The sequence below is a fragment of the Streptomyces sp. NPDC046712 genome, assembly GCF_040645695.1.
Taxonomy (GTDB): domain Bacteria; phylum Actinomycetota; class Actinomycetes; order Streptomycetales; family Streptomycetaceae; genus Streptomyces.
In genome coordinates, this window is record NZ_JBEYYW010000034.1 from 1 (window position 1) to 18384 (window position 18384).

Genomic DNA, 18384 nt, shown 5'->3' on the forward strand with positions numbered 1-18384 from the left:
ACCCCACTGTCGACTCCCCTTACAACAACGGGAGTTGAGTCCGGAGAGCGCCGGGGGGGGGGGGGGGGGGCCCCCCCCCCCCCGGGGGGGGGGGGGCCCCCCCCCCCCCGCGGCTCGCGGACATCGCGGCCCAGTCGGGGGTCAGCGAGGCCACCGTCAGCCGCGTCCTCAACGGCAAGGCGGGCGTGGCCGGCGCGACCCGGCACCGGGTCCTCGCCGCGCTCGACGTGCTCGGCTACGAGCGTCCCGTACGGCTCAAACGCCGTAGCGCGGGCCTGGTGGGCCTGGTCGTGCCCGAGCTGACCAACCCGATCTTCCCGGCCTTCGCCCAGGTCATCGAGCAGGTCCTGGCCGGGTACGGCTACACCCCGGTGCTCTGCACCCAGATGCCCGGCGGCGCCACCGAGGACGAGCTGGTCGAGCAGCTGGAGGAGCGCGGGGTCACCGGCATCATCTTCCTCTCCGGGCTGCACGCGGACGCCGCAGCCGACCCGGAGCGGTACGTCCGGCTGGCCGCGCGAGGCGTCCCGTTCGTCCTCATCAACGGTTTCAACGAGCGCATCGACGCCAACTTCGTCTCGCCCGACGACCGGGCGGCGGCGCGGATGGCCGTACGGCACCTCGTCGAGCTGGGCCACGAGCGGATCGGCCTGGCGATCGGTCCGACGCGCTACGTGCCCTCGCGCCGCAAGGCGGAGGGCTTCGCGGCCGAACTGCACCACCTGCTCGGGATCGAGCGGGCGGAGGCCGAACGGTACGTCCGCCCCACGCTGTTCGGCGTCGAGGGCGGGCACGCGGCGGCCGACATCCTGCTCGACCAGGGCTGCACCGGGATCGTCTGCGGCTCCGACCTGATGGCGCTCGGCGCGATCCGCGCGGTGCGGGCCCGGGGCCTCGACGTGCCCCGCGACGTGTCGGTCGTCGGCTTCGACGACTCGCCGCTGATCGCCTTCACGGACCCGCCGCTCACCACCGTGCGCCAGCCCGTGCAGGCGATGGCGACGGCGGCGGTGGGTGCGCTCCTGGAGGAGGTCGAGGGAAACCCCGTGCAGCGCACGGAGTTCGTCTTCCAGCCGGAGCTGGTGGTGCGGGGGTCCACGGCGCAGCCGCCGGCCGGCCCCTCGCTGCAACTCCTTGCGTAACTCCCTTCATAGAGGGGTCCCAAGGGTTGACCGGGGCCCGGGGCGCTCGTACGGTCACGGCTGAAAACAGTTGCTGACATTTTCGGCAACATCTTGCGACAGTGAAGTCAGCAGGAGGACAACATGGCCAGAAAGACCGTGGCCGCTGCACTCGCCTTCGTGGCGGGAGCCGCTGTGGCCGTCACGGCGCCCGCCCCCGCGCAGGCCGCCCCACCCGGTGAGAAGGACGTCACCGCGGTGATGTTCGAGTGGAAGTTCGCCTCCGTGGCGAAGGCCTGCACCGAGCAGCTCGGCCCCGCCGGCTACGGCTACGTCCAGGTCTCGCCGCCCCAGGAACGCATCCAGGGCTCGACCTGGTGGACCGCGTACCAGCCGGTCAGCTACAAGATCGCCGGCCCGCTCGGCGACCGCACCGCCTTCAAGAGCATGGTCGACACCTGTCACGCGGCGGGCGTGAAGGTCGTCGCCGACACCGTCATCAACCACATGGCCAACGCGTCGGGCACGGGAACGGGCGGGACCTCGTTCTCCAAGTACGACTACCCGGGCCTGTACTCGGGCGGCGACATGGACGACTGCCGCGCCACCATCTCGAACTACCAGGACCGGGCCAACGTCCAGAACTGCGAACTGGTCGGACTGCCGGACCTCGACACCGGCGAGGACTGGGTCCGTGGCCGGATCGCCGCCTACATGAACGACCTGCTCACGCTCGGCGTCGACGGCTTCCGGGTCGACGCCGCCAAGCACATGCCGGCCGCCGACCTCGCGAACATCAAGTCGCGGCTGAGCAACCCCGGCGTGTACTGGAAGCAGGAGGCGATATACGGCGCCGGCGAGGCGGTCTCGCCCAGCGAGTACCTGGGCAACGGAGACGTCCAGGAGTTCCGCTACGCACGGGACCTCAAGCGGATCTTCGGCTCGGAGAAGCTCGCGTACCTGAGCAACTTCGGCGAGTCCTGGGGCTACATGTCCTCCGGGAAGTCCGGCGTCTTCGTCGACAACCACGACACCGAGCGCGGCGGCGACACCCTCAACTACAAGAACGGCTCCACCTACACGCTCGCCTCCGTCTTCACATTGGCCTGGCCCTACGGCTCCCCGGACGTCCACTCCGGCTACGAGTGGTCCGACAAGGACGCCGGCGCCCCCAACGGCGGCCAGGTCAACGCCTGTTACAGCGACGGCTGGAAGTGCCAGCACGCCTGGCGCGAGATCGCCTCGATGGTCGGCTTCCGCAACGCGGCCCGCGGAACGGCGGTCGGCAACTGGTGGGACAACGGCAACAACGCGATCGCGTTCGGCCGGGGCGACAAGGCGTACGTGGCGATCAACCACGAAGGCTCCTCGCTGACCCGCACGTTCCAGACGGGGCTGGCCGCCGGCACGTACTGCGACGTGCAGAACAACACGGCCGTGACGGTGAACGCCTCCGGCCAGTTCACGGCGACGCTCGGCGCCCACACGGCGGTCGCCCTGCACGTCGGCGCCAAGGACTGCGGAAGCGGCACCACCCCGCCGCCCGCCAGCAGCGGCGCGTCCTTCAACGTCAACGCGACGACGTCCGTCGGCCAGAACATCTACGTGACCGGCAACCGCGCCGAGCTGGGCAACTGGTCCACGTCGGCGGCCCTGAAGCTGGACCCGGCGTCCTACCCGGTCTGGAAGCTGACGGTCTCCCTGCCCGCGGGCACGTCCTTCGAGTACAAGTACATCCGCAAGGACGCGGCGGGCAACGTCACCTGGGAATCGGGCGCCAACCGCGTCGCCACGGTCCCCTCCTCGGGCCAGCTCGTCCTGAACGACACCTTCCGCAGCTGACCTCCCCTCCCACCAGGGCCGCCCCACGCAGGGGCGGCCCTCCTTCCCGTACCTTCAGGGAGAGAACCCCCGTGATACCCAAGAGAACGGCGGCCGCCGTGGCCGTCGCGCTGTGTGCCGCCCTGGTGCCGGCCCTGCCGGCCTCCGCCGCGCCCCCGCCCCCACCGCCGCCCTCCGACCGGGCGCTCGCCGCGCAGCCCGCGCGGCACGACCTCACCCGCGAGCAGTTCTACTTCGTCCTGCCCGACCGGTTCGCCAACGGCGACACCGCCAACGACCGCGGCGGGCTCACCGGCAGCCGGCTCGAGACCGGGTTCGACCCCGCGGACAAGGGCTTCTACCAGGGTGGCGACCTCAAGGGGCTCACGAAGAAGCTCGACTACATCAAGGGCCTCGGCACCACCGCCATCTGGCTCGCGCCGATCTTCAAGAACCAGCCCGTGCAGGGCACCGGCAAGGACGCCTCCGCCGGCTACCACGGGTACTGGATCACCGACTTCACCCAGGTCGACCCGCACTTCGGCACCAACGCCGACCTGGAGAAACTGATCGACCAGGCCCACGCCAAGGGCATGAAGGTCTTCTTCGACGTCATCACCAACCACACCGCCGACGTCGTGGACTACAAGGAACAGTCCTACGGCTACCTCTCCAAGGGCGCCTTCCCGTACCTCACCAAGGACGGCGTCCCCTTCGACGACAGCACCGCCGAGCCGTTCCCGGCCGTCGACAAGGACTCCTTCCCCCGCACCCCGGTCGTCGCCGCCGACAAGAAGAACCTCAAGGTCCCCTCCTGGCTCAACGACCCGACGATGTACCACAACCGGGGCGACTCGACCTTCGCCGGAGAGTCCTCCCAGTACGGCGACTTCGTCGGCCTGGACGACCTGTGGACCGAGCGTCCCGAGGTCGTCGAGGGCATGGAGAAGATCTACCAGCGCTGGGTGCGCGACTTCGACATCGACGGCTTCCGCATCGACACCGTCAAGCACGTCGACACCGCGTTCTGGACCCAGTGGGCCACCGCCCTCGACGAGTACGCCGCCCGCCGCGGCCGCGACGACTTCTTCATGTTCGGCGAGGTCTACTCCGCCGACCCGGCGATCACCGCCCCGTACGTCACCGAGGGCCGCCTGGACGCCACCCTCGACTTCCCCTTCCAGGACGCCGCCCGCACCTTCGCCTCCCAGGGCGGCTCCGCGGACAAGCTGGCGAACCTCTTCGGGCAGGACTACCGCTACACCACGGACAAGGCCAACGCCTACGAGTCCGTGCCCTTCCTCGGCAACCACGACATGGGCCGCTTCGGCACCTTCCTCAAGCAGGACAACCCGAACGCCGGCGACGCCGAACTCCTCCAGCGCTACCGGCTCGCCAACGAGCTGATGTTCCTCACCCGCGGCAACCCCGTCGTCTACTACGGCGACGAGCAGGGCTTCACGGGCCCCGGCGGCGACAAGGACGCCCGCCAGACCCTCTTCGCCTCGAAGACCGCCGACTACCTGGACGACGACCAGCTCGGCACCGACCGCACCCACGCCGCGGACGCGTACGACCCCACGCACCCCCTGTACCGGCAGATCGCCGCCCTCTCCGAGCTCACGCGGAAGCACCCCGCGCTGCGCGACGGCGTCCAGGAGCAGCGGCACGCCGAGGGCTCCGTCTACGCCTTCTCCCGCACCGACGCTCGCGCCAAGAACGGACCCGCCGAGTACGTCGTCGCGGTCAACAGCGCCACCGAGGCGAAGACCGTCGAGATCCCGACCGGCTCCGCGGGCATGGACTTCACCGCGATCCACGGCGGCGACCTCCGTGTCACCAGCGCCGGCGACACGAAGATCAAGGTGACCGTCCCGGCGCTCGGCTCCCTCGTGCTCAAGGCGGACCGGCCGCTCGGCGCCCCCGCCGCTGCGCCGGCGATCACCCTCAAGACCCCCGAGGCCGGAGCCACCGGCACCGTCGAGCTCTCCGCCGACGTCACGGGCGGGCAGCTCAACCGCGTCGTCTTCGCCGCCCAGACCGGCAACGGCACGTGGCAGGTCCTCGGCTCCGCCGACCACGCCCCGTACAAGGTCACCCAGAAGGTCACCGCGCCCGCCGGCACCGCCCTGCGCTACAAGGCCGTCGTCGTCGACAGCGCGGGCCGCACCGCGAGCGCCACCGGCGCGACCACCAGCGGCGCCCCCGCCGTCGAGCAGCCGCCGACCGCCACCCAGCGCGACTACGCCATCGTCCACTACAAGCGCACCGACGGGGACTACGCCGACTGGGGCCTGTACACCTGGGGCGACATCGCCGACGGCGAAGGCACCACCTGGCCCGCCGGAAAGCCCTTCACCGGCCGCGACGCGTACGGCGCCTTCGCCTACGTCAAGCTCAAGCCCGGAGCCTCCTCGGTCGGCTTCATCGCCGTGAACAAGGACGGCGTCAAGGACACCGACGCCGACCGCGCCATCGACCTCTCCAAGACCGGCGAGGTCTGGATCGAGCAGGGCAAGCCGACCGTCCTGAACGCCGCGCCCGAGGGCGCCTACCCGCCCCAGGACACCACCAAGGCCGTCCTGCACTACAAGCGGGCCGACGGCCAGTACACCGGCTGGGGTCTGCACACCTGGACCGGCGCCGCGAACCCCACCGACTGGAGCAAGCCGCTGGAGCCGGTGCGCACCGACGCCTACGGAGCGGTCTACGAGGTCCCGCTCGCGGCGGGCGCCACCTCCCTCTCGTACATCCTGCACAAGGGCGACGAGAAGGACCTGCCCAGCGACCAGTCCCTCGACCTCAAGGCCAACGGCCACGAGGTCTGGCTGCTCGGCGGCCAGGAGAAGTACCTGCTCCCGCAGCCCAAGGGCAGCGGCGCGGCCCTGGACCTCACCAAGTCCCAGGCCGTCTGGATCGACGGGACGACCGTCGCCTGGAACGGCAGCGACGCCGCCGCCTCCAGCGTCCTCCTCTCCTCCCGCGACGGATCGATCGCGATCAAGGACGGGGCGCTGACCGGCAACCGCCAGGCGCTGCGCCTCAACCCGACGCAGCTGACCGACGCGCAGAAGGCCGCGTTCCCGCACCTGAAGTCGTACGGAGCCTTCACGGTCGACCCGCGCGACCGCGACCGCGTCCGCGAGGCGCTCAAGGGACAGCTCGTCGCCGCCCAGTACGCCGCGAACGGCGCCGTCCTGACCGCCACGGGCGTCCAGCTCGCCGGAGTCCTCGACGACCTCTACGCGACGAAGGCCACCGGGGCCGCGCTCGGCCCGGTCTTCCGGAACGGCCGCCCCACGCTGTCCCTCTGGGCGCCCACCGCCCAGTCCGTCGCCCTCGAACTCGACGGCAAGGCCGTGCCCATGCGCCGCGACGACGCCTCCGGCGTCTGGTCGGTCACCGGCACGCGCGCGTGGACGGGCAAGCCGTACCGGTACGTGGTGAAGGTCTGGGCGCCCGCCGCCAAGGAGGTCGTCACCAACAAGGTCACCGACCCCTACTCCACCGCCCTGACCACCGACTCGGCCCGCAGCCTGGTCGTCGACCTCGCCGACCCGAAGCTCGCCCCCAAGGGGTGGAAGAGCCTGGCCAAGCCCGCGGCGGTACCGCTGCGTGACGCCCAGATCCAGGAGCTCCACATCCGTGACTTCTCGATCGCGGACTCCACGGCCGTCCCGGCCCACAAGGGCACCTACCTCGCCTTCACCGACACCGGCAGCAAGGGCTCCCAGCACCTGAAGGCGCTCGCCGCCTCCGGCACCTCCTACGTCCACCTCCTGCCCGCCTTCGACATCGGCACCATCCCCGAGAAGAAGTCCGAGCAGACCGAGCCGGCCTGCGACCTGAAGGTCTACGCCCCCGACTCCGAGGAGCAGCAGGCCTGCGTGGCCGCCGCCGCGGCCAAGGACGCCTACAACTGGGGCTACGACCCGCTGCACTACACCGTCCCCGAGGGCTCCTACGCCACCGACCCCGAAGGCACCCGCCGCACGGTCGAGTTCCGGCAGATGGTCCAGTCCCTCAACGGCGCCGGACTGCGCACCGTGATGGACGTCGTCTACAACCACACCGTCGCGAGCGGCCAGGCCGACAAGTCCGTCCTCGACAAGATCGTGCCCGGCTACTACCAGCGCCTCCAGGCCGACGGCTCGGTGGCCACCTCCACCTGCTGCGCCAACACCGCGCCCGAGAACGCCATGATGGGCAAGCTCGTCGTCGACTCGGTCGTCACCTGGGCCAAGGAGTACAAGGTCGACGGCTTCCGCTTCGACCTCATGGGTCACCACCCGAAGGAGAACATCCTCGCCGTCCGCAAGGCACTGGACGCGCTGACCGTCGAGAAGGACGGCGTCGACGGAAAGGCGATCGTCCTCTACGGCGAGGGCTGGAACTTCGGCGAGATCGCCGACGACTCCCGCTTCGTCCAGGCCACCCAGAAGAACATGGCAGGCACGGGCGTCGCGACCTTCTCCGACCGGGCCCGCGACGCCGTCCGCGGCGGCGGCCCCTTCGACGAGGACCCGGGCGTCCAGGGCTTCGCCTCCGGCCTCTTCACCGACCCCAACTCCTCGACCGCCAACGGCACTCCGGAGCAGCAGAAGGCCCGCCTGCTCCACTACCAGGACCTGATCAAGGTCGGCCTCTCCGGCAACCTCGCCGACTACACCTTCACCGACACCTCCGGCCGTACGGTCAAGGGCAGCCAGGTCGACTACAACGGCGCCCCGGCCGGCTACGCCGCCGTCCCCGGCGACGCGCTCGCATACGCCGACGCCCACGACAACGAGACCCTGTACGACGCGCTCGCCTTCAAGCTGCCCGCCACGACCTCGGCCGCCGACCGGGCGCGCATGCAGGTCCTGGCCATGGCGACGGCGGCGCTCTCCCAGGGCCCCGCGCTCTCCCAGGCCGGCTCGGACCTGCTGCGTTCCAAGTCGCTCGACCGCAACTCGTACGACAGCGGCGACTGGTTCAACGCGATCCACTGGGACTGCCGGGAGGGCAACGGCTTCGGCCGCGGGCTGCCGCCGGCCGCCGACAACAAGGCCAAGTGGGGGTACGGAAAGCCGCTGCTGACCGCACCGTCCCTGACGGTCGGCTGCGCGCAGATCGACGGCGCCTCCGCCGCCTACCGGGACCTGCAGAGGATCCGTACGACCGAGCCCGCCTTCTCCCTCGCCACCGCCGGGCAGGTCCAGGACACGCTGTCCTTCCCGCTCTCCGGCACCGGCGAGACCCCGGGCGTGATCACCATGCGCCTCGGCGAGCTGGTCGTGGTCTTCAACGCGACCCCGGAACGGCAGGCCCAGCGGGTCGGCGCCCTGGCCGGGAAGGGCTACGCCCTGCACCCGGTCCAGGCATCGGGTTCGGACACCGCAGTGAAGTCCGCCTCCTACGAGGCCGGTTCGGGAACCTTCACCGTCCCGGCCCGTACGGTCGCGGTGTTCAAGGCCGGGTGAGCGCCTTCTCGAGGAGCGTGACCCCGTAACGCGTGCCGTCGGCGGCGAGCTTCCCCGGCTCCTCGCCGACGACCCCGTAGCCCGCGGCTTCGTAGTACGTACGGAGCCGCGGGTTGCTCGTCACACAGTCCAGCCGGGACACCGCCCTCCCACCGGCCGCGATCCGCTCCTCGGCATGCGCGAGGAGCGCGCGGCCGGCGCCGGCGGGGGCGGCCTCCCGGTCGGTCATCAACCGGTGGACGTAGCCCGCGACCGGCGGCTGCGGGCCCCACGCCTGCTCGTCCTCCCACCACAGCTCGTACGCCCCGACGGCCCGGCCCCCGTGGGAGGCCAGCCACACCTCGCCCGCCGAGATCCGCGCCCGGAAGTGCTCCGCGCTCTTGTCGCCCGGCTTCCACTGGTCTATCCCGTTACGTACCATCCAGCGCGCCGCCCCGTCGAACAACCCCACCAGAAGGTCGAGATCACGGTCGTCCGCCTGCCGGAAGGTCACTTGTGCGCTCATGACGATCACCGTAATGGTGTGGCCAGACATCCTCACCACCAGGAGTGACCTCATGCCGCAGATCACCGTCGACTACTCCGCGCCCCTCGACCGGCGCGGCTTCGCGCTCGCGCTGCACCCGCTCGTGGTGGAGACGGTCGACACGCGGCTCGACGCCTGCAAGACCCGCTTCCGCGAGGTCGAGGAGATGGTCGTCGCCGACGGCGCCACGCACGACTCCGTCGTCCACGTCGAGATCGCCCTCCTCGCCGGCCGCACCGACGAGGTGAAGGCGCGGCTCGCCGAGGCCGTGCTCGAGCTGCTTCCGCACCACCTCAAGGAGACGGAGGGCGTCCGGCTCTCCGCCGAGGTGCGCGACCTCGACCCCTCCTACCGCAAGGTCTGAGGCCCGACTACGGCAGTCGCTGCGCGGGCACGGGCGGCGCCAGGTTCATGAGCCGGCCCACCAGGTCGCCGAACGGCCCGTCGACCGGCTCGTCGGCGAGCATCCGGATCAGGATGTCCGCCATCTCCTCGTCGTACGCCGCGCTCACCGCCGCCAGCGCCGCGAAGTCGTGCACCAGCTGCAACTCCAGCTCGGCGCGCGGCACGCGGCGCCCGTCCAGCCAGATCAGCGCCGTCGACTCGGCCAGCGACACCCAGGAGCGGACGACCAGTTCGAGCCGGGCGGAGGGGTTCTCGACCTCCAGATGGGCCAGGATCTGCTCGTAGGCGGCCTGTCGCACCTCGTCGATCATCGCGTTGGTGGTGGAGGAACCCACTGCCGGTCCGCCGCGCATCAGCGCCGCGAAACCCGGTCCGTGATCGTCCACGAAGTCGAAGAACCGGCCCATCACCCGCAGCAGCCGCGCGCCCAGCGGACCCTGCCGCGGCTCCACGAACCGGGCGGCCAACTCGTCGGCCGCCCGCCGCAGCGCCGCCTCGTACAGGCTCTGCTTGCCGGGGAAGTAGTGGTACACCAACGGCCGCGAGATTCCCGCGGCCGCGGCGATCTCGTCGATGGAGACCTCGTCGGGAGAGCGGTGGCTGAACAGCTCGAGTGCCACCCCGATCAGCTGCTGCTTGCGCTCCTCGACGCCCATCCTGCGGCGAACCCCGGTCGTCATGCGAACAGCCTAACCGCCGTCCGTTACGCTCCCACGACATGAGCACCTCCGGTTTGAGCCCGAAACAGGCCCGCCAACTGCGGATAGCGGCCGCGTCCGTGCTGCTGGTCGCCATGGCGGCGGTCCTGGTGATCCGGCTGGCGAGCCGTACGTCCGTCCTGGTCGTCGGCGTGTACGGGCTGGCCATGATCCTCTGCGGCGTGGTGATCGAGCTGTCCCGCAACGGCCGTACCCGTCTGGGCACCTGGCTCCTGGTGGGCGGTCTCGCCGCCGCGCTCGCCTTCGACTGGCTGATCCTTCCCTGAGGTTCCCCCGGACGCGAGCGCCCAGGTCGTGCCCGGCGGATCGGGGTCGGTCAGGCCCTAGAGGTCGAGGACCAGCCGTTCCCCGGCGCACCGCGAGACGCAGATCAGCATCGAATCGGTGCGCTCCGCGTCCGTGAGGAGCTCGTCCCGGTGGTCGATCTCGCCCTCCAGGACCCGCTGTTGGCAGGTCCCGCAGAAGCCCTGCTCGCAGGAGTAGGCGACCCCGGGCATCTCGTCCCGGACCGCGGCGAGTACCGACCGGTCGCCCGCCACCGCCACCGTACGCCCGGAGCGGCGCAGTTCGACCTCGAAGGCGCCTCCGCCGGCCGTCGCGGCGGGGGAGAAGCGCTCCAGGTGCGGGGCCCGGCCCGCGGGCATCGCGGCGGCCACCGCGTCCATCAGCCCGTCCGGGCCGCAGCAGTACACCGCCGTCTCCTCGGGCACCTCGGAGAGGAAGCCGAGCTCCGGCAGGCCGGACTCGTCCTCGGCGACGACCGTCACACGGGCACCGCCCAGCTTCTCGATCTCGTCGAGGTACGGCAGGGTGGCGCGGCTGCGCCCGCAGTACAGCAGCCGCCAGTCGGCGCCCGCCGCCTCCGCCGCGCGCAGCATCGGCAGCACGGGGGTGATGCCGATGCCTCCCGCCACGAAGACGTACGCGGGGGAGTCGACGAGCGGGAAGCGGTTGCGCGGCCCGCGGATCTCGATCTCCGTGCCCACGTGGAGCTGCTCGTGCACCTCGCGCGAGCCGCCCCGGCCGCCCTGCGCCGGTTCGATCAGCCGGGTCGCCACCGTGTACGTGTCGGTGTCGGACGGGTCCCCGCACAGCGAATACTGGCGCACCAGACCGGACGGCAGTACCAGGTCGACATGGGCGCCGGGCTGCCAGGCGGGCAGGCCGGTGCCTTCGAGCCGGAGCCGGACCACGCCCTCGGCGGGTTCGGTGCGCTCGGTGACCAGGACCTTCCGGGTGACGGTCGCGAGGCGGCCGCGGCCCGATGTCGGCTCGTCGAGGGCGGGCATGGGCCACAGCGGGGCGGCGTTGATCCGGCGGCGCATGGCGCGCTTGGCGAGGACCGCGGCCCCGGCGACCAGGACGACGGTACGCAGACGGGGCATGGTCAGCGGCCTCCGTTGGCGCCGGGGGAGTTGGCCAGATACGCGACGGCCTGGGCGGTGTTCCCCTCCTGGGAGGGGTGGTAGGCGCGGCTGAGGTAGCGGGGGACGGCACGCAGCAGGTCGGGCGTGGACGGCAGCACGCCCTCGCGGCCCTTGCGGACGAGCTGGCCCACCGACGCCCTGCCGTCGATGAGGGTGGGGTCGTTCGCCATGAAGAAGCGCGTGCCGCGCTGCCAGAGGAAGACCAGCGCGGTGAAGGCCGTGGCCCAGGTGCGGGCGCGCCGCCGGTAGCCGCCGTCGAGGTGCATGAACAGCTCGAAGGCGACGGAGCGGTGCTCGACCTCCTCGGCGCCGTGCCAGCGCAGCAGGTCCAGCATCGTCGGGTCGGCGCCCCTGCTGTCGAGCTCCTCGGCGTTGAGGACCCAGTTGCCCAGGAAGGCGGTGTAGTGCTCGATGGCGGCGATGAGCGCGACCCGCTCCATCAGCCACCAGCGGCGCGCCCGGCCCGGCGGCAGGGTCCGGTCGCCGAGCAGCTTCTCGAAGAACCAGTCGACCTGGGCGGTGTAGGGCGTGGGGTCCAGGCCGAGCTTCTTGAGGTGCGGGAGCACGTCGTCGTGGGCCTGGGAGTGGACGGCCTCCTGGCCGATGAAGCCGATGACGTCCGCACGCAGCCGGTCGTCGGTGATGAACGGGAGCACCTGCTTGTAGACGTGCACGAACCAGCGTTCGCCGGCCGGGAGCAGCAGGTGCAGCACGTTGATGGTGTGGGTGGTGAACGGGTCGCCGGGAACCCAGTGGAGCGGGGTCTCCTCCCAGTCGAAGGAGACCTTGCGGGCCTTGAGTTCGATGTGCTCCGACGCCACCGGTGCAGGCTGCGTATTAGACATGCCGTCAATGTACTGAGGAGTAAGCAGTTGGCAACAGACTCGTGCACGCGGAATCTTCGGGCGGGGACGGCGACTTGCCGCGCCACACCCGTCGTGTGAGCAGCGCGTCCACCGCCGTCGCCTACCGCAGCGCGCCCACCCGCGTGCCGTCCTTCAGCGTGCCGTGGAGGTCCGCCCGGGCGCCGGCCCGCGCCTTCACCGCGAGCAGCCGGCCCTCCGCCTCGCCCTTCACCCCGCCCGTGGTGCGCAGGGACACGAAGTCCTCGCTGCCGGCGGCCAGGACGTACCACTGCCCGCTCTTCGCCTGCCAGAGCACCCCCGCGAGCACCCGGGGCTCGCGCACCCCGCACGCCGGGGACTCCTCGGCCTTCGCCACGACAGCCGCGGAGGCCGCCGGGGCCGAGGCCGCCGCGTCCGAGGCCGGGGTCGCGGTCGCGCCGGGCGCCGGGACCTGGAACTGGGCGAGCACCCTGCTGCCCGTGCCCCGCCAGGTCTCCGCCCGGGTGCACAGCCAGGCCGCCCTGCCCCCGCCCTCCGGCAGGCGCTGCGTGGCGAACTGCCAGGCGTTGACCGACCGCACCCCGTGCGAGCGGACCGTCGCCAACTGGCAGGCCGTCCGCGCCCATGCCGCCCCGGCGGCCGCCCCCGTCCCGTCCACCGGCGCGGCCGCCGGCGGCCCCGAGGTCAGCCGGGCCGGCGCCAGCTCGCCCAGATCGGTCAGCAGCCGCACCCCCGTCGCGTCCCGCACCTGGAGCGTGTTCCACACCGCGCACTCCCGCGCCTGCGCCGGGCTGGGCATCGGAAGGGTCACCCCGTGCGGGTCCCGCTCCAGCCGCCAGGGCTCCTTCGCGGGCGCCAGCAGGTTCCGTACCGCCGTCTCCCGCACCCAAGGGGCCGTCAGATAGCGGACGTTGGCCGTGTTGCGCGAGACGACGAGGGCCGCGGAGCCGACCGCGTCCGCCCCGTCCGTTCGCGCGAAGTCCAGCGCCGCCCCGCCCGTGCCCCCGGCCGGCTCCGCGTACCGCACCGCCCGCAGCCCGTCGTGGAACAGCACCACGCGCGACCCGTCGACCTCGCCCGCGTACAGCAGCTGCGACGGTCCCATCGGCGGCCCCACCGGCGTCCCGGGCGTCGCCGACGACCGCACCGAACCGCCGGGCCGCGCCCACACCGCGAGCGCCCGCCGCAGCAGCGCCCGGTCGCCCGTCAGGCCGCCCCGCGCAGGCCACACCGAGAAGTCCGTACGTGCCGAGCTCTGCCAGAACCCCGCGGGGACCCGCTTCAGCGTCCCCGGGTCGAGCGCCGCCTCGGCCGCCGGATTGCGCGCGTACGAAGGCGCCGCGGCGCCGTTCCGCCCCCAGCCGTCCCCCGGCAGGCCGAGCAGCGTCCCGCACACCACCACGGCCGCCGCGGCGGCGAGCGCGGCCTTGCCGTGCTGACGGCGGCGCATCAGATCCGTCGGCCTGGCCTGCAGCGAGCACGGATCGAACTCGGGGGATTCGAGCAGCGCGGCCGTGCCCACCCCCGCCGCCGCCTCGACCCCGTCCGCCTCCTCCAGGGCCGCCCGCGCCTCCGCCTCCGGCACCCCGGCCGCCGCGAGCACCCGCAGCACCTCCGGGTCGCCCTGCCGCTCCAGGCCCCGCAGCACGTACACCGCCCGCGCCGGCCCGGACAGGGCGGAGAGCCGCTGGTCCAGGGCCAGTTCGTCGGCGCCGCCGGCCCGCGGGAACAGCCGCAGCCCCCACACATGCGGCAGCAGCGGCGGGAACTGCGCCCGGCGCGGCAGCGCCCGGCGCTTCAGCGGCAGCCCCGCGATCAGCGCCTGCCGCAGCACCTCGCCCCGTACGTACGCGTACCCGGGGTCGACGGCGTCCTCGGAACGGCGCGCTCCGGGGACCCCGGCCCCCGACGTCCTGCGGCGCGGCAGCGACCGCTGGACCAGCGCGTGGGCCGTCAGCACCCGGCGGTTGCGCCCCAGCGAGGGCGGCAGCACGAGGTACGCGATCCGGACCAGCCGCGGATAGTGCTCGACGAGCGCGGCCTCGGCCTGTTCGACATCGACCGGGCCGAGGGGGGAGGGGGCGAGTTCCTGGGTGCTCACATTCAGCAGAACGAGCGAATCATCCGATGGTCACCCCGGCCGACGAGCCCCTCGGAGCTCCCTCGGAGTCCTCCCCAAGTCCCCTCCGAGCGCCCTCGGAGTCCCCTCCGAGCCCTCCCCGAGCCCTCCGGAGGCCCTCGCGCCTCAGGCCTCGTACACCGTCAGCCGCTCCCGGATCACGGCCGTCACCTCGTCCGGGACGCCCAGCCCCTCCCGTACGTACTTCTCCATCGAGCCGTGCCGGACCGCCACCTCGTCGAGCCCCGCCTCCAGGTACGCCGGTACGACGCCGATCAGCGCCAGCGCCAGCTCGGGGTCGCCGCCCTGCGCCGTGAACCCCTCGATCATCGGCGCGAAGGCCTGCCGGACGCCCGGGTTGACCGACAGGAACTCCGCCATGACCGTCTTCTCGTCCGCACCCAGCAGCGACAGCACGATCGTCGCCGCCCAGCCGGTGCGGTCCTTGCCGGCCGTGCAGTGGAAGAGCAGCGGGCCGGCGTGCGGATCGCCCAGCTCCTCGAGGAAGGCCCGGTAGGAGGCGCGCGCGGAGTCGGTGCTCACGAAGGCCCGGTAGGTCCGGCGGAAGGCGTCCTGCGCCCGGCCCCCGCCGAGGTACTCCTCGGCCAGCGCCGGATCGGTCAGCAGCTTCTTCAGCATGGCAGCGGGCGGAAGGCCGCTGGTGGCCAGATGGTCGGCGAGCACGTCCGCGATGAGCAGCCGCCCGCCCGGCGGGAGGCGGTCGGGCCGGTCGACGCGTTCGTGCTCGGTGCGGAAATCGACGACCGTGCGGATGCCGAGCGCCGCCACCACGGGCTCGGCGGGGTCGAACCGGTCGAGCTGGGCGGAGCGGAACACCCGGCCCGCGCGGACGCTGCGCCCCTCGCCGAGGGGGAGGGTGCCGAGGTCACGGAGGTTGGCCACGCTCGTGGCGGGGATGGCGGGCATGGCATCGACTCCTCCATATCGGTACCTGTCGGACCAAACCGTAACCGATCGGATTCCGCTCCTCCCGGCGCGACCGGGCGGGCAGGATGGGCGGATGCTGATGCGTACGCGACGAACGGCGATGGTGGCGGTGGCGGTGCTGGTGATGCTGACGGGGTGCGAGTCGGCGCCCGAGGAGGCGACCGGCACCCTTGAGCAGCTCGCCGAGAAGGCGGAGTGCGCTCCGGACGTCCAGACGGACGCGGCCGAGCTGCGCCAGGCGAAGTGCGCGACGGACGACGGGGCGTACGTCCTGACGACCTTCGCGACCGACCGGGGCCAGCGCGAGTGGCTCAACCAGGCCAAGGACTACGGCGGTTCGTATCTGGTCGGCCGCAAGTGGACGGTGTCGGGCGACTCGGGGACCGTGGAGAAGGTACGCGAACGGCTCGGTGGTCAGGTCGAGACCACCGAGCCGCACGCGCCGCACGCGTCACATTCCGCCGGACACCACTAGGGCCTGCCCGGGAGGCTGCCCGCCGCTGCTCCTAGGAGCAGCGGCGCCCCTCGTTGATGCAGCTCACCACCCTCCGCATCAGCCGCGCGTCGAAGACGTTGATGAAGTCGCCGTGGTCCGTCACCGGTTTGTGCAGCTGCTCGGGGAACGAGTCGACGGCGAAGCCGGGGCCGGGCGGAACGTCGTAGACGATCCGCTGCACGAGCTGCGGGATGGCCCGGAAGCCGTTGCCGCAGCGCCCGCTCGCCGGGTCGGCGAAGGCCACATGGGTGCGATGGTTGGCGCTGTCGGTGTTCCGCCCGTCCCAGCAGCTCTGGAACCGGAACGTCCGCACCACCTTGCTGCCCTGAGGACAGATCGGGTACTTGTCCTTCAGCTGCCGGTCCTCGAAGCCGGTGCAGGACCACGAGGCGTTGGCATTGGCGTCGCCGTTGGTGAACGCCTTGGCGTCGCCCGTGATGATCCGCAGGAACCGCGGCATCGCGGTGACCTTGGAGACCGGACTGCCGACGAAGTTCAGCGTGACCTGCGCCGGCGTCTGGATCTCGCCGACGTTCTTGTCCTTGCCGCCGCCGTCGGCCTGGGCGTCGTTTTCCGCCTGCCCGTTCTGGAGCCGCAGGACGGGCCAGTAGTAGGTGGACCGGTCGCCCTGGTTGCGGCAGGTGGTCCGCCCACGGGCCAGGTCGTTGTCGCTCGCGAAGGCGTCGTTGGCCTGGTTGCCCACGTAGTCGTGCATATGGTGGGCGCCGTTGCTCACACCCGGCGCGACGATGACGTTGTCCGGGTTGAACTTGCCGTTCTGGTTGCGTCCGCAGTCGGTGGCGAACGTGCCGCGCGAGGCGCCCGAGCGCTGCCGGGGCTGCTTCACATTCGGCTGTACGGAGCGGATGTCGACGAAGTCGGAGGCCTCCGGCCCGTTCCCGGACTGCCCCTCCGGCTCCTCCTCCTGCCCCTCCCCGCCACCGTCGTCGTCCGCGCGCAGGGTGCAGGGCGCGAGATCGTCGAGCTGGCGGCCGGTCAACTGCCCTATCCGCTGCAGGATGTTCAGCCGCTCGTTCTTGAGCGGCGTCAGGATCTGCTGCTCGGCGAACTGGGGATCGCTCTCCACCCGTTCCTTGTTGTCGGCGAAGCGCTGGTACGCGACGGTGATCTGGCTGTCCAGCGTGGCGAGTTCCCGGTCCACCGCACCCCGTACGGACTCGGGGACGTCCGTCAGCTCCTCGGAGACATCGGGACAGTCGATCGTGGAGACCGCGTTTGTCCGGTCGGGCGGCGGATCACCCCAGCCCTCACCGGCCGAGGCATAGACATTGGCGGCGATCAGGCCGCCCCCGCCCAGAATCAGGGCGACGGAGGCGGCCACCGCTCGTTTCGCGCGTGTCGAACGTTTTCGTGTGCGTCGCATGGGCCTTCATACGTACGACAGGCCCCATGCGTTCAGCCGAATCGACACGGACATCAGTCCGAGAGGAGCGCGGCCTCCCGTTCCGGGGAGAGACCCACCTGCGGCCGGTCCGCGCGCTGCGGCGCCGACCCTCCGATCGACTCCAGCCAGGCCCAGGTGTCCGCGACCGTCTCGTCCACCGGGCGGCAGCGCAGCCCCGCCGCCACCGCCTTGGAGACATCGGCGGCGTGGATCGCGTCGTACAGCTCGCCCGGCGGAATCCACACCGGCAGGTCGGACCAGGGCTCGACACCGGCCGCGAGCAGCTTCTCCGGGTCGGTCCAGCGCAGTTCGGCGTCCGATCCGGTCTCCCGCACACAGGCGTCGAGCAGCTCGCCCATGGTCGCGTGCCCGGACGGCGAGATCAGGTTGTACGGCCCCGAGATCCCGGCCCCGGCCGCGTCGAGCGTCCACTCGGCCAGATCGCGGACGTCGATGTACTGCAGCGGCAGCGCGCGCGGGCCCGGCGCCAGGACAGGGCCGCCCCGGGCGATCCGCCCCAACCACCAGGGCAGCCGGCCCACGTTCTCGTACCGGCCGATGATCAGCCCCGCGCGGACGAGGAGGGTGCGGTCGGCGCCGAACGCCTCGAGGGCCGCCAGTTCGCCGCCCCGCTTGGCCTCGCCGTACGGCACGTCACCGGCGTCCGGCGAGCCCTCGACCAGCGGACCGTCCTCGGCCAGACCCGCCGCCGGCGGCCAGGCGTACACCGAACGGCTCGACACATAGACGAAGCGGTCCACCCGGTCCGCGAGCAGCCGGGCCGCGTCGCGGACCGCCGACGGCGCCGCCGACCAGGTGTCCACGACCACGTCCCAGGCCGGCTTCTCGCCGGACGTGAGGGCGGCGAGCCCGTCCGGGGCCAGACGGTCGCCGAGCAGCGAACGGGCCCCGGCCGGCGGCTCGTACCGGCCCCGGTGGAAGACCGTCACCTCCCAGCCCCGGGCGAGCGCCGCCTCGGCCACGGCACGCCCCACGAATTCGGTCCCGCCCAAGATCAGAAGTCTCATGCCTCGACTGTGCACGGTGCGAGGCATTGACGCCCAGTCGTTCCTCTACGGGAGAAACACGG

The 18384-nt window shown here is 72.0% G+C and carries 14 protein-coding genes; 6 read left to right on the plus strand and 8 right to left on the minus strand.

Annotated features, from left to right (window positions below; genetic code table 11):
* Positions 1-122: 122 nt before the first annotated feature.
* The 3 genes from ABZ939_RS32020 to pulA all read left to right on the plus strand — a co-directional run bounded on the left by ABZ939_RS32020 (position 123) and on the right by pulA (position 8404).
* The gene (locus ABZ939_RS32020; RefSeq protein ID WP_361863229.1) at positions 123-1142 is read left to right on the plus strand and encodes a LacI family DNA-binding transcriptional regulator; all 1020 of its coding nucleotides are present in this window, start codon (positions 123-125) and stop codon (positions 1140-1142) included.
* A 123-nt stretch (positions 1143-1265) separates the two neighbouring features.
* Positions 1266-2963, plus strand: coding sequence for a carbohydrate-binding module family 20 domain-containing protein (locus ABZ939_RS32025; RefSeq protein ID WP_361863034.1), 1698 nt, complete (start codon positions 1266-1268; stop codon positions 2961-2963).
* Positions 2964-3034: 71 nt separating this feature from the next.
* The gene (pulA, locus tag ABZ939_RS32030) at positions 3035-8404 is read left to right on the plus strand and encodes a pullulanase-type alpha-1,6-glucosidase (RefSeq protein ID WP_361863037.1); all 5370 of its coding nucleotides are present in this window, start codon (positions 3035-3037) and stop codon (positions 8402-8404) included.
* On the opposite strand, the gene ABZ939_RS32035 is transcribed toward pulA, so the two are convergent.
* Entirely contained in the window at positions 8391-8909 is a 519-nt protein-coding gene (locus ABZ939_RS32035; RefSeq protein WP_361863040.1) for a GNAT family N-acetyltransferase, read from the minus strand. The two genes, pulA and ABZ939_RS32035, sit on opposite strands and share 14 nt — an antisense overlap.
* A 52-nt stretch (positions 8910-8961) precedes the next feature.
* Between ABZ939_RS32035 and ABZ939_RS32040 the strand changes: the two genes are divergently transcribed.
* The gene (locus ABZ939_RS32040) at positions 8962-9294 is read left to right on the plus strand and encodes an isomerase (protein WP_361863232.1); all 333 of its coding nucleotides are present in this window, start codon (positions 8962-8964) and stop codon (positions 9292-9294) included.
* Positions 9295-9301: 7 nt separating this feature from the next.
* Here ABZ939_RS32040 and ABZ939_RS32045 read toward each other — a convergent pair whose 3' ends face one another.
* Entirely contained in the window at positions 9302-10015 is a 714-nt protein-coding gene (locus ABZ939_RS32045; RefSeq protein WP_361863043.1) for a TetR/AcrR family transcriptional regulator, read from the minus strand.
* A gap of 38 nt (positions 10016-10053) precedes the next feature.
* Here ABZ939_RS32045 and ABZ939_RS32050 point away from each other — a divergent pair, with 38 nt between their 5' ends.
* Positions 10054-10320 carry a hypothetical protein gene (locus ABZ939_RS32050; protein WP_137989687.1) on the plus strand — a complete coding sequence of 89 codons (267 nt, stop codon included), beginning with the start codon at positions 10054-10056 and terminating at the stop codon, positions 10318-10320.
* Positions 10321-10377: 57 nt separating this feature from the next.
* Here the strand turns inward: ABZ939_RS32050 and ABZ939_RS32055 are convergent, their stop codons facing one another.
* From ABZ939_RS32055 to ABZ939_RS32070, 4 genes are all read right to left on the minus strand, one after another.
* Positions 10378-11445 carry a PDR/VanB family oxidoreductase gene (locus tag ABZ939_RS32055; RefSeq protein ID WP_361863235.1) on the minus strand — a complete coding sequence of 356 codons (1068 nt, stop codon included), beginning with the start codon at positions 11443-11445 and terminating at the stop codon, positions 10378-10380.
* Positions 11442-12326, minus strand: coding sequence for a metal-dependent hydrolase (locus ABZ939_RS32060; protein WP_361863046.1), 885 nt, complete (start codon positions 12324-12326; stop codon positions 11442-11444). Before ABZ939_RS32060 ends, ABZ939_RS32055 begins: the two co-directional genes overlap by 4 nt.
* Before the next feature lie 121 nt (positions 12327-12447).
* Positions 12448-14436, minus strand: a complete 1989-nt coding sequence (locus ABZ939_RS32065; RefSeq protein ID WP_361863237.1) for a hypothetical protein — start codon at positions 14434-14436, stop codon at positions 12448-12450.
* Between the two features lie 135 nt (positions 14437-14571).
* Entirely contained in the window at positions 14572-15372 is an 801-nt protein-coding gene (locus tag ABZ939_RS32070) for a tyrosine-protein phosphatase (RefSeq protein WP_361863049.1), read from the minus strand.
* A gap of 121 nt (positions 15373-15493) precedes the next feature.
* On the opposite strand from ABZ939_RS32070, the gene ABZ939_RS32075 reads away from it, so the two are divergent.
* The gene (locus tag ABZ939_RS32075) at positions 15494-15868 is read left to right on the plus strand and encodes a hypothetical protein (protein ID WP_361863240.1); all 375 of its coding nucleotides are present in this window, start codon (positions 15494-15496) and stop codon (positions 15866-15868) included.
* A 31-nt stretch (positions 15869-15899) separates the two neighbouring features.
* Here ABZ939_RS32075 and ABZ939_RS32080 read toward each other — a convergent pair whose 3' ends face one another.
* Both ABZ939_RS32080 and ABZ939_RS32085 read right to left on the minus strand, forming a co-directional pair.
* Entirely contained in the window at positions 15900-17273 is a 1374-nt protein-coding gene (locus ABZ939_RS32080; RefSeq protein ID WP_361863052.1) for a DUF1996 domain-containing protein, read from the minus strand.
* A 53-nt stretch (positions 17274-17326) separates the two neighbouring features.
* Positions 17327-18322, minus strand: a complete 996-nt coding sequence (locus ABZ939_RS32085) for an NAD-dependent epimerase/dehydratase family protein (protein ID WP_361863055.1) — start codon at positions 18320-18322, stop codon at positions 17327-17329.
* Positions 18323-18384: the final 62 nt, after the last annotated feature.

Coding starts and splice junctions, on each gene's coding strand:
- ABZ939_RS32025 (WP_361863034.1), top strand. CDS start 1,266: ATGGCCAGAAAGACCGTGGCCGCTGCACTCGCCTTCGTGGCGGGAGCC.
- ABZ939_RS32075 (WP_361863240.1), top strand. CDS start 15,494: ATGGTGGCGGTGGCGGTGCTGGTGATGCTGACGGGGTGCGAGTCGGCG.
- ABZ939_RS32045 (WP_361863043.1), bottom strand. CDS start 10,015: ATGACGACCGGGGTTCGCCGCAGGATGGGCGTCGAGGAGCGCAAGCAG.
- ABZ939_RS32035 (WP_361863040.1), bottom strand. CDS start 8,909: ATGAGCGCACAAGTGACCTTCCGGCAGGCGGACGACCGTGATCTCGAC.
- ABZ939_RS32080 (WP_361863052.1), bottom strand. CDS start 17,273: ATGCGACGCACACGAAAACGTTCGACACGCGCGAAACGAGCGGTGGCC.
- ABZ939_RS32085 (WP_361863055.1), bottom strand. CDS start 18,322: ATGAGACTTCTGATCTTGGGCGGGACCGAATTCGTGGGGCGTGCCGTG.
- ABZ939_RS32060 (WP_361863046.1), bottom strand. CDS start 12,326: ATGTCTAATACGCAGCCTGCACCGGTGGCGTCGGAGCACATCGAACTC.
- ABZ939_RS32070 (WP_361863049.1), bottom strand. CDS start 15,372: ATGCCCGCCATCCCCGCCACGAGCGTGGCCAACCTCCGTGACCTCGGC.
- ABZ939_RS32050 (WP_137989687.1), top strand. CDS start 10,054: ATGAGCACCTCCGGTTTGAGCCCGAAACAGGCCCGCCAACTGCGGATA.
- ABZ939_RS32040 (WP_361863232.1), top strand. CDS start 8,962: ATGCCGCAGATCACCGTCGACTACTCCGCGCCCCTCGACCGGCGCGGC.